Source organism: Sphaerospermopsis aphanizomenoides BCCUSP55 (genome assembly GCF_001586785.1).
GTDB classification, from domain to species: domain Bacteria; phylum Cyanobacteriota; class Cyanobacteriia; order Cyanobacteriales; family Nostocaceae; genus Sphaerospermopsis_A; species Sphaerospermopsis_A aphanizomenoides_A.
In genome coordinates, this window is the sequence record NZ_LUFH02000146.1 from 1 (window position 1) to 11,147 (window position 11,147).

Here is an 11,147-nt window from a genome sequence, read left to right on the forward strand (position 1 = left end):
ATGGACATCTGCTTTGTGAAGCATAACGTGAGCTAAAAGCCCATTTTTTCGTTCAAGTCACACTAACCTTCTTAATAAAGATAATTGTAATTATTCAGTTCTCATTTATCCTTATTTATCAATTTAAAATCACATTACCCAATTAAGTAGAGCCTATTCATGCGTCGTTTTTTCACTATTCTCATTTTCTCCATTTTATTGGCACTACTACCTGTAATTGCTCATGCACTTTCTTATGATCAGGTAAGTCAAATAGCTAAAGATACTGTAGTTTTAATTGATGGTTGTACATCAGGTTCAGGAGTAATTTATGAGCGCAAAGGTAATGTTTATTCTATTCTGACAGCCAAGCACGTTGTCAGTCAACCTAATGGTTGTTTTGTAATTACTCCTGATAAAATCAGACAAAGAATTAATCCTAATATTATTCCTGTTTCTGGAATAGATTTGGCAATAGTTCAATTTACTAGTAATAAAAATTATAAATTAGCAGAGTTTGGTAATTCAGTAGCATTAACACCTGGAAAAACAGTATATCTTGCTGGTTCTCCTGAACCTAGTGTGGCAATTCCCCAAAGAACTTTGTTAGTTACTCCTGGTAATATTGTGGGAATACAAGAACCACAAAATGGTTATTCTTTAATTTACAATAATGCTACTCGTCGGGGAATGAGTGGGGGAGCGGTATTAAATGAAGAAGGTAAAATTGTAGGAATTCATGGTCAAGGTGATGAGCAAGATTGTAGTAAGGTAGGATTAAATTTAGGAATCCCTATTAAGTTATTTTTGGATAGTCCTAAATCTATTTCTCCTCTTGTAACTGTTAAACCTAGTCCGAAAGTTTCTCTATCTCCAGTTGCTAAGAAACCTTTACCTGTAACTCCTAAGAAAATAGTGGTTAAAGAGTCTCAAGCTCAAAGTAAGCCAGTAAAGGTAAAAAAATATCCATACCAAATTTTAACAGCAGAAAAAAAACAGCACATTGAAACTTGTACTTATTGGTTGGGTAATTCTTGGGGGAATTTAGGTAAAATTTGGATTATATTTTGGTTATTAATTCCATTATTTATTGGAGTTTCTTTTTATTGTTCTACTCTTTACAAAGGAGATACAAGTAGTTGGATAATTATCTCTATTTTTACTCTTGTTAATATACCCATATGGAATCTTATTGTTATTGGTTCTATTGCTTGTGTTGCTTGTGTTTTATGTATTGGTTATATTTCACCATATTTTAATAAAAAATCTTTAAATAATGCGATGAATACCATCAAAACAAGCATCACTTCCTTCTGGACAGGAGATGTACAACAACGTTTACAATCCCAAATTAATCAAATTGATCAGCAACTGCAACAGTTAGGCATGGAAGAACTAAGAGCTATTAGCGCAAAAGGTTTACCAATGTCTGGTCCCATATATCGCAATCAGATAGACAACATTAAACTACAATTCAATCACAAAAAAGAGAAACTTTTAGAACAACAAAACCAATTAATGCTCCAATTACTGCAAATTAAAAACTTAAAAGATACATTTAAAATTTTAAAACTTAAAATTTTAGTTTTATATCTCCAAATTAAAAATTTAATATCTCCTAATATTTCTATATTATTAACTTTTGTAATTTTATGGGTTACTATACGATATTACCCAGGTTTAGTAGATTATATAGGAAATACTTACTGTCGTCCTTTTGGTTATTCTTATTATTTATAAACAACTCAAACTACTTCATCCAATTAACAGGAATTGCCCAACTCAAAGCCTCCATTTCTTTTAAAACTATCTGTGTAGGAAGAGTACCATCAGTAAACCTGAAACTCTCAATTCCTGATAATGGATATTTCATCCGTCCATTTATTCCTACCAACTTACCAAAATTATTAAAAACAGCACCTCCACTCATCCCTGCAAAAATATCATTAGTATAACCCAATTGATAACCATATTTTAAACTTTTTTTAGGTAACATTCCCACCTTTCCTACTGTCAAAATAAAAGCTCTATTTCCCCAATCTTGGGTACTTTCTATTTCCTTTTGATTCAGCCATTGCCAATTAGGAAATCCTGCCGCATATAAAGTTTCTCCTATCAATAATTTATTAAAATCACCAATTTCTGCAACTTGATAAAATTGAGAACTTTTAAACTCTATCAATGCTAAATCCAAATCTGTAAACTTATTAGTAAATAACCATTTGCCCTGATGAATTTTTCCATCTACAGTTAAAATATTGTAGTGATTATCAGAATTATTAGCAACAACATGACGATTAGTGATAACTGTATAAATCTGCCCTTGACGTTCTATAATTACTCCAGAACCAGCAACGGAATTTGATAAAATTCTCACTGTTACAGATTTAGCTATTTCCTCTATCTGTTGTGAAGTTGGTAAAGATACAGTAGTTGATTCTATTAAATAATTCTGTGGTGAAGTAGAATAATTTAAGACAAATGATAATAATACCCCTAGCAGCAGTTTGACGATAAAAGGAGCATTAATTTTAGGCATTTGATTTTAATGAACTTAGTAATTCATGGTTATAAATAACAATACTATTTTACTATTGTGATTTTTGTGGCAATGAATTGATTATTTCAGATTTATGAATATGACTAATACCACTATTATAGCTGATTTAGAGCTAACGCTCATGTACGACAATACAATTGCCGTACTACCATGCCAACATACTTATACTTTGGTGAAAACGAACTCTTCCTAACTCGCACCATCAAACAACTAAAAACCCACACTCTAGATCAACAATGGGCAAACTTTAACTATACAGAATACCCCCCAGAATCTAAAGAAACCATTCCTCAAGCATTATCCAATATCATGACACCACCAGTTGGGAGTGGAGGAAGATTAGTACATTTGCCCAACAGCACATTATTGGGAGTTTGTTCAAAAGAAATATTGTTGCAGTTGGAGTCCATTCTCCCCAAAATTCCCTCAACAAATACCCTCCTGATCACCAACACTCACAAACCTGACGCGAGAAATAAATCAGTCAAACTACTACTGGAGTATGCACAGGTAAAAGAATTTCCTCTCATTCCCCAATGGCAAACCCAAGCATTAATACAGCAAGCTCGTACTTTAGCTGACGAAGTAGGTGTAACACTCACTACCGATGCCTACAAAGTATTGATTGATTACACAGGCAATCATACACGACTGATATTCACCGAACTAGAAAAGCTCAAAACCTATGCTTTGGGTAAAACAGTCAATGGGGATATGGTGAAAGAATTAGTCTCAGAAAGTGCTGCTAATAGCTTACAACTAGCCAACGCCATTCGCTTGGGTAACATTGCTCAAGCATTAGAATTTGTTGAACGCTTAATTAACTGTAACGAACCAGCTTTAAAAATTACCGCTACCCTGACTACAACCTTTCGCACTTGGCTAACAGTCAAACAGATGATCATCACCGGGTGTCAAGATGAGAATGCAATAACCCAACTTGCAGACGTGAAAAATCCCAAACGCTTGTATTACATCCGCCAAGAGGTTGCTAATTGTTGTGTAAACAAGCTGAAAAATAGTTTGAAAATGCTGTTGGAACTAGAGCTAATGCTCAAATCTGGTGTAGATGAAAAACTCGCCTTGCAAACTCAAATTATCAAACTTTGCTCGTAGGTATTACTTCTTGCAAATGCAATAAACACCTCGGAAATTTAACCTAAAATGTTCCGGTTGTTGGAGGGAGATTAAATTTCTGGAGATGTCTAATCAAAAATTCCAAAAACTCAAAAAATGAAGCAACTTGATCTACTTCATCTCACAACCGATCTTTCTGTTTGTGAACCTTCTCAAAGTATAGATTCCGAATCTACACAGCCAATTGCAGAAAACTGGCAGTTATCAAAAATCATTGGTCAAAATTTAGCAATATCTTTACTCAAAGGTGCGATCGCACACAACCGAATTGTCCCTGCTTATTTGTTTGCTGGAGCAGAGGGAGTAGGAAAATCTTTAGCTGCTAAATGCTTTATCGCTGAAATTTTCAACATTCAAAATCTAGCTAACTGTCCTGATATTTTATGGGTTGAACCAACATACCTACACCAAAAACAGTTGTTAAATGAAAGTGAAATAGCAGCTTCTGGGGTACTGCGAAAATCTCAATCCCAAATTAGAATTGAGCAGATTCGAGAAATCACCCAATTTCTGGCTACCTCTCCTCTAATTGCACCTTACAAAATTGTGGTGGTAGAAAATGCTGACAGAATGCCACCCACTGCTGCTAATGCACTGCTGAAAACCTTGGAAGAGCCAATATCCGGCACTATTATCCTCATTTCATCCCACCCCCAAAAGTTACTGGCTACAATTACCAGCCGTTGCCAAATGATTCCTTTCCAGCGACTAAACAACGCCCAAATGACCACGGTTTTAGAAAATGTGGGACGTTCTGAAATTCTTAATCACCCAAATGTTATACAGTTTGCGGGTGGTTCTCCTGGAATGGCGATCGCTTACCATGATCAACTCCAATCTATCCCACAATCAATTTTACAACAACTAATTCAACCACCTAGCAATCTGTTAACAGCGTTAAGTATCGCCAAAGATATTGAGGTGCAATTAGATTTTCATCAACAACTATGGTTGATAGATTACCTGCAATATTGTTGGAAGGAATTTCTCAGTGATCACAGTTGGCTGTTGAAATTGGAAGATGCCAAAAACTCGCTGTTAAAAATGGCCTCTCCCCGATTGGTATGGGAAGTTTTACTATTTCCTGACTAATACCAAAAACTACATTTTCAACGCAATCTCTCTCAACATCATCAAAGATACCAAAAACGTTTTTGGACAAAAGGATTGCGCTATGCGCTCTTGTGGTGAACTAAATCAAACAAAAAACCATGAGTGCCATTATCAATAATTACCGTCAATTGGATGTAGCATTTCTCCTGCTCAACGACTTGACAACAAAACTCCGCACGGCTGGAGCAAGAATCTCAGTTAGAAAAGTGGGAAATTTCCACAGAATTACCGTTTTGAAAGAACCCACTGTAGCCACTATTGAGCAAATTCTTGGTGACACAAGCGGGGAAACAGAAACGCCTCACCTCAGCAGTAATGATGCGATTACTTCACCCACTGAAAGCACTTCCTCAACAGATGATATTCCTAGTGAAGATGCTGCTAATACAGTACCTACCGTAAACGAAAAGATTGAGGATAACTCAGTAGTTGAGGCGATCGCTCAAACATCACCTGAATCTATTTCCTCAACAGATGATACTCATAGTGAAGATGGTGCTAACACAGTGCCTACCGTAAACGAGGAGATTGAGGATAACTCAGTGGTAGATGCGATCGCACAAACATCATCTGAATCTACTTCCCCACTAGATGAAAGTCATAATGGTGACAGTAAAGATATTATTCCTGACCACACAGTAGAGATTATCACCGATGCAACAGATTCTCCTACACCTGATAACTCTTCCTCAGAAATCACCAATATTCCCAGTTCCCCAGAATTAGCAAGTTTGGAAGATTTACAAACCCTAACTCTAAAAAGACTAAGGGAGTTAGCGAAATTGCACAAAGTCCCTGGTTTCTCTCGCATGAAAGAAGAGAAATTATTAACCAAACTGCATGGTTTAGCAACCAAGGAACAAGTTTTGTAATAGTCATCAGCCTCAAATCTCTAGCAGATTTGGGGTTATTTTCTTTACGCAGGTTTCCCCCAATACAACCAGTAATCAATGCGCTAGGCGCAATCAGGTTTGATATAGGGCTGTATCCAATACCAACAGCAAATTAGCATCAAATCATTCATTTGGCTGCATAACCGAGAATGCGCTATCGCGCTAATACCGTGAAAAAATTGATTATCCAAGTAAAATATTATGACTCAGCAATACATCAATAAAGTTGATTTAGTTGGTCGCGTTGGTCAAACACCTGAAATCCGCTACTTCGAGTCAGGTGCAATGAAAACATCCTTGACTCTTGCTATTAAACCTCCCTACAGAAGTGAAACTCCCCTTTGGTTTGATTTAGAACTTTGGGGAAATATTGCACAAGTAGCAGCAGACTGGGTTCAAAAAGGTTCAACTATTGGCATCACTGGTGAAATAGTCTTTGACAGATGGACAGATAAAAACACCAACGAACCCAGACAAAAACCAATCATTCGTGTCAACAATTTAGAACTCATCAGTTCTGCTCAACGCAAAGACTCGAATGAAACTGGTGAAGACGAAGACTCCATAATTAACGCCAACTTCTAGCCAGTCAAATACATCCCGCAGCATCACTTTTGTCTGTGGGATGTTTTGGTTGAAAAGCGCAAAGCGCAATTTTTATGAACAATTGAAAATTTCATCACAAAGAATAGACCATGATTAACTCAACCCAAACCATTCGACTACTCACTATTGATGAAGCTTTTGATAGTCAAGGTGTCAAGATTGTCTATGGTGAATGTGTTTTCTCTTACTATTCAAAAGATGGCGTAGTAGAAGACACAATTCCTTACAGAACCAAGGGAGCAGCAGCAGTTTCCATTGCTGAATCTGGAATTAATGCCACTGGTATTGCTATCGGCTATCTGGATCTTAACGTAGTAGATAGCGGTAAAGGATATAAAGAAAAGAAAACTACCTTAGTTATTCGCAACTTCATCTGCACTACTACTGGTAATCGCACTCATACACCAACTGTTACCCCTGTTGTTCAACCACCCACACCACAGGAAAATACTCAACAGCTAGTTGGTGCTGGTGTAGCTACAGCTTCTCAAAACGGACATTCTCGCAATACTGATATTTCTCACATTCCCTTTTAATCTTCTTACTTCTGGCTTGATGCCAGAGGTATTTTTTTCTGTGGGCAGATAATTGTTTTCACTTGTTAGTACGAGGCTATGACTTCAGCTTAAATTTTCACCCCAAAAAATACCTCCTCCAGATTGTCTGATTCCTCAGATATTGATATATGATTTAAAAAATTCGATATATGATACTCCCACATCAAAACATCAGATATTGATATATGAGGTGGAGAACTCAATATATGATACTCCCTAATATCAAAAAAAATAGTCATGCAAATTAGATTAGCGGTAATAAGTAATGCTGGAGGAAGTGGTAAGACAACCCTTTCTGTCCACATAGCTCATGCTCTGGCAAACCGCAAGTATAAGGTAGCACTGTTTGACCTTGACCCGCAAGGGTCACTGACACTGTTTTGTGGTTTAAATCAACCAGAACCAGAACATACTTTAGCTGCTGTCCTCAAAGAGAATTTTGATGGTAACTGGCCGTTGACACCTTGCTGGAGTGAACACACCGATAAAGTAGTTATTTGTCAGGGTGGTATGGTTCTTACCCAAACAGCAGATGAATTAGTTTTACACAAAAGAGGAGCTTACTTATTAGGCGATCGCCTAACTGACTATCCTCTAGAACATGATTTAATCATCTTTGATTGTCCAGCTACCCTGGGTCCCTTACCTTTAATGGCACTGACAGCCAGTACACACATAATTATTCCTGTCCAGCTAGAACCTAAATCAATTCAAGGAGCGGCTCATTTACTGGAATGGTATTACTACCACTGCAAGCACCTACGCTTAAAACCCACACCAGAAATTCTTGGCTTTGTTCCCAACCAATATGATGCTCGACGTGCAGCCCATAGACAAATGTTAGCTGCATTGCCATCTCAGTTAGAGCAAATGAATATTCATGCTTTTCCAGAAGTTCGGGATAGTGCTGAATTTGTTAACGCCAGTGGACAAGGATTACCATTACCTATTCACCGTCCTAGTCATCCAGCAAAAGATGATTTCAAAGAAATTGCTTCAAAATTAGCCGCTTTGATTGGTAGCAAGACCAAAGAGAAAGTTACAGCCTAACCAAGTTGATGGCAGGAGTAAAAAAGTCTCAATTTAACCAAGCTGTTGTAAAAATTACGCATTTTTATTTTTTAGCAATAGCTGGAAAATACTCCTTTATTCAGTAGCTCATTGAAATTCATTGCTCATTCAAAGTGCTTGAAATTTTTGTCAATCAGCCCTTTTGATGTGTCAATAATTTTGCATAACCTCTTATCTAATGCGATTGCATGACGGCTTAGGCCACGCTGCGCTATTGGTACTGCACTCCACGCGATCGCTGTTTCAATAAACAAATTAAAACTGTGCTAACTTATGACCACCCGTAAATCTCCTGACCTGACCAATTATTTTTCAGGCGCAAAGCAATCCCAACAGTTATCAGAAGCTGAGGCAGAAATTCAACGCCTCAAAGCCGAAATCGAAGAACTCCGCTCTCAAGGGTCAAGTGAGTTAGAAGCACAGTTACAAACACTCAGAGCGCAACTTCAATCACAATCAGGTATCCAATATATTCCCTTAGACAAAATTCAAGCCAACCCAGAACAACCAAGACAGACATTTTTATCAGAAAGTATTGAGTCTATGTCTCGTTCCCTGGTATCAGATGGACAACTAGAGCCAATTATTTTAATTCAACGGGAACACTTAGTTATATTTGATGGTGAACGGCGTTGGCGTAGTGCTAAAAACTTGGGTTGGCAAAATCTGCAAGCTGTGATTATTCCTGAACCTGATGCTCTACACCGCAAAGCTTTAATCACTTCATTACACCGGGAAGACCTCAATCCTCTTGATAAAGCTGAAGCTATTGTCCGGGAATTAGCAACTAATACTGGTTTAGAACCGCAGGATATTCCCCGGATTCTCTCAACAGTAGTGCGACGATTGAATGCACAAAAACGAATGAACTCTGTTGTGGAACTGCTCACGGTAACGCCAGAGGAACAACAACAAGGTTTAGCTACTTTGGACTTAGATGAGCGAGAAGTGGCAGTGTTGACGATACTTTTAGATTTACAACTTAATCCCGCTTCTATTGATGCCAATATTTTTCCCATGCTTTCTTTAGCCGAAGACTTGAAAGCTGCAATTAGGTCTTCTGGACTTAAAGGTGTTCACGCAATGGCGTTACAAAAACTTTCTGCGAAAAATTTGGGACTACCAGAATCAGAAGCAGAAGAAATTAGAATCAACATCACCCAAAAGGTGTTAGCAGAAAAATTATCTGTGCAAAAAACCCGGCAATTAGTCACTGAGGCGATCGCTTCACAAAGTACCGACGCTGAGAAAATCGAAAAACAAGTTAAACCAGTAGCAACAGCAACACGCTCTTTATATAAAGTTTCTGGGGAAGCGTTGAAGAAAGTTGAGGTTTCGCAATTAATGGAGTTTCAGGAAGTCCTTCGCAAAAAACTGGCGGAAATTGAAGAAGTAATCCAGGGAAAAGCTGTCAACGATAATAAGGTTTAAAATGTTCACTTGAATTTGAAATTAAGGCTACAAAGCTCAAGGATTGCAGTTTTAATAAAGAGCGATCGCTCGTGTCAAAGATTTAGCACAACGAACTGTGGTCTTTTGGGTTTAACTCCTAAAAAGTGACACAGAAAAAAGCTGTCAGCAATACAAGGTATAAAATTTTCTGTTTTTTTGAATGTACCAATGGTATCTGCCAATCATTAAAAAATAGTAAAGTATATTACATTTGTAAGTAGTCATACTGGATAATCATAACAAAAATAAAAAATCGAACTATTTAGGAAAAATTCTACCAAAAAGGTTTTATATGTCACAAGATATCTTTCCCGTATATCCAGATAGTAATAATATATTACAACAAGCATCCGCAGGACTAGCTTTACACGGGATGCTTATCAGTACCAACGAAGAAGAAATTTTACAAAAACGATTTAATTTAATTACAGTTCAGGGAAACGTTGCTTTAACTCAACCATTATATAAAGCTATAGACAACACAGAAGAATTTAAATCTGAAAGAAAAGAAAGCAACTTTAAAAGAGGTGTCGAAAAATTTGGTCTTGGTATTAAAGTATCGGCTGAAGGTAATAGTTTATTTAGTGGAATACTGAATGCCAGTGCTTCTTGTTCATTACAAAAAGAAACAGAACATATTAATGAAACAAAACAGACAATTACAAGTAATTACTATTCTAAAGTGCAATATGTAGCTAGACCTGTTGCAGCTTGTACTATTACACAAAATCAGATTCGTCTTGACCATAATGCTTTACAAGAATTAAAAAGAATAGATAATACTTTACGCAATCCCGAATCTGAATATATAGCAAGTCAGGCTTGTAAAGATTTTCTCAAAGATTATGGTTCTCATGCTTTACTAGGAACTGTTACTTTCGGCAGCATTTCCTTAATTTCTGCTTCCTCTAGTGGATTTTGTTCGGCTGAAGAACAAAATATTCAAAATATTGTTAATAGCCAACTTAATACTCAATTTCAAATTGGATTTATTGGTATAGGTGGAGGTGGTATAGAGACAGATCACAGTTCCAGGAATGAAAATCAATATATTTATAAACAAGAAATTACCGAATCTAAAATCAAAATAGAAAAAATTCAAATTGGTGGTCTACAACCTGATCAATCTGCTGTTATTGATAGAGATTATAGAAGAGTGATCGCAGTATGGGAAATTATTTGTCGTCACCATCTCCATGAATTTGAAAATCCTCAAAAACTTGTAGAATTACTCCGTCAAGAATGGATGAATATTACTGGGGTAAAAGATAAATTTCAATACTTTATTGATGAAAGAACTAGAATTAATGAACTAACTCACAACCTATTAACCCAACAAATACCTTCCTGGATTCAAGAAAGACAACTGGAGGCAGAAAATCTTAATTATCTCATTAGATTAAAAAGAGAATTTGAAACTAAAACAGATAACAGTAGTTACTGGGTACAAGAAATATTATCAGACATGATAATTAAACAATATTTACTAGATATTAGATATAACAATGCTGATAGTAAGGAAATTAAAGAATTAATGCGTCAAATTGTGAACGCAGAAGATACTACAGCAATGAATAGAGAAGATTATTCTCAATTTAAAAATATTTTCCAATGGCTAAATGATAAAACAGAAGTTATAGGTCTGATTATGCCATCTGAAATTAATAATATTAATGGACTAATCAAGAAGATTTCTGATTTAATTTCCCTTATTTTGCAAGAAAATGACCGTACAAGAGAAAGTAGAAAGAAACAAGCATATCAATATATAATATTAGC

At 36.4% G+C, this 11,147-nt stretch carries 9 protein-coding genes and 1 pseudogene; 9 read left to right on the forward strand and 1 reads right to left on the reverse strand.

The genetic code is table 11. The features are described from left to right. Window positions 1-159 precede the first annotated feature (159 nt). Entirely contained in the window at window positions 160-1,719 is a 1,560-nt protein-coding gene (locus A0J48_RS24540; protein ID WP_200327206.1) for a YlqD family protein, read from the forward strand. Window positions 1,720-1,729: 10 nt separating this feature from the next. On the opposite strand, the gene A0J48_RS24545 is transcribed toward A0J48_RS24540, so the two are convergent. Next, window positions 1,730-2,518, reverse strand: coding sequence for a S1 family peptidase (locus tag A0J48_RS24545; RefSeq protein WP_200327207.1), 789 nt, complete (start codon window positions 2,516-2,518; stop codon window positions 1,730-1,732). Between the two features lie 171 nt (window positions 2,519-2,689). Between A0J48_RS24545 and holA the strand changes: the two genes are divergently transcribed. The 8 genes and pseudogenes from holA to A0J48_RS24585 all read left to right on the forward strand — a co-directional run. Continuing rightward, window positions 2,690-3,655 (forward strand): DNA polymerase III subunit delta, encoded by a 966-nt coding sequence (gene holA / locus A0J48_RS24550; RefSeq protein ID WP_200327208.1) that lies wholly within the window; start codon window positions 2,690-2,692, stop codon window positions 3,653-3,655. Window positions 3,656-3,772: 117 nt separating this feature from the next. After that, window positions 3,773-4,768, forward strand: coding sequence for an AAA family ATPase (locus A0J48_RS24555; RefSeq protein WP_200327209.1), 996 nt, complete (start codon window positions 3,773-3,775; stop codon window positions 4,766-4,768). Window positions 4,769-4,887: 119 nt separating this feature from the next. Then, complete coding sequence (locus A0J48_RS24560; protein WP_200327210.1) at window positions 4,888-5,661, forward strand: hypothetical protein; 774 nt, start codon at window positions 4,888-4,890, stop codon at window positions 5,659-5,661. 222 nt (window positions 5,662-5,883) lie between these two features. Continuing rightward, entirely contained in the window at window positions 5,884-6,267 is a 384-nt protein-coding gene (gene ssb / locus A0J48_RS24565; protein WP_200327211.1) for a single-stranded DNA-binding protein, read from the forward strand. Between the two features lie 110 nt (window positions 6,268-6,377). After that, window positions 6,378-6,824: a hypothetical protein gene (locus A0J48_RS24570; protein ID WP_200327212.1), complete on the forward strand. Its 447-nt coding sequence runs from the start codon at window positions 6,378-6,380 to the stop codon at window positions 6,822-6,824. A 258-nt stretch (window positions 6,825-7,082) separates the two neighbouring features. Further along, window positions 7,083-7,895 carry a ParA family protein gene (locus tag A0J48_RS24575; RefSeq protein WP_200327213.1) on the forward strand — a complete coding sequence of 271 codons (813 nt, stop codon included), beginning with the start codon at window positions 7,083-7,085 and terminating at the stop codon, window positions 7,893-7,895. A gap of 294 nt (window positions 7,896-8,189) precedes the next feature. Next, window positions 8,190-9,347 carry a ParB/RepB/Spo0J family partition protein gene (locus tag A0J48_RS24580; RefSeq protein ID WP_200327214.1) on the forward strand — a complete coding sequence of 386 codons (1,158 nt, stop codon included), beginning with the start codon at window positions 8,190-8,192 and terminating at the stop codon, window positions 9,345-9,347. Between the two features lie 313 nt (window positions 9,348-9,660). Beyond that, window positions 9,661-11,147: pseudogene (locus tag A0J48_RS24585) on the forward strand (hypothetical protein); the annotation flags it as partial.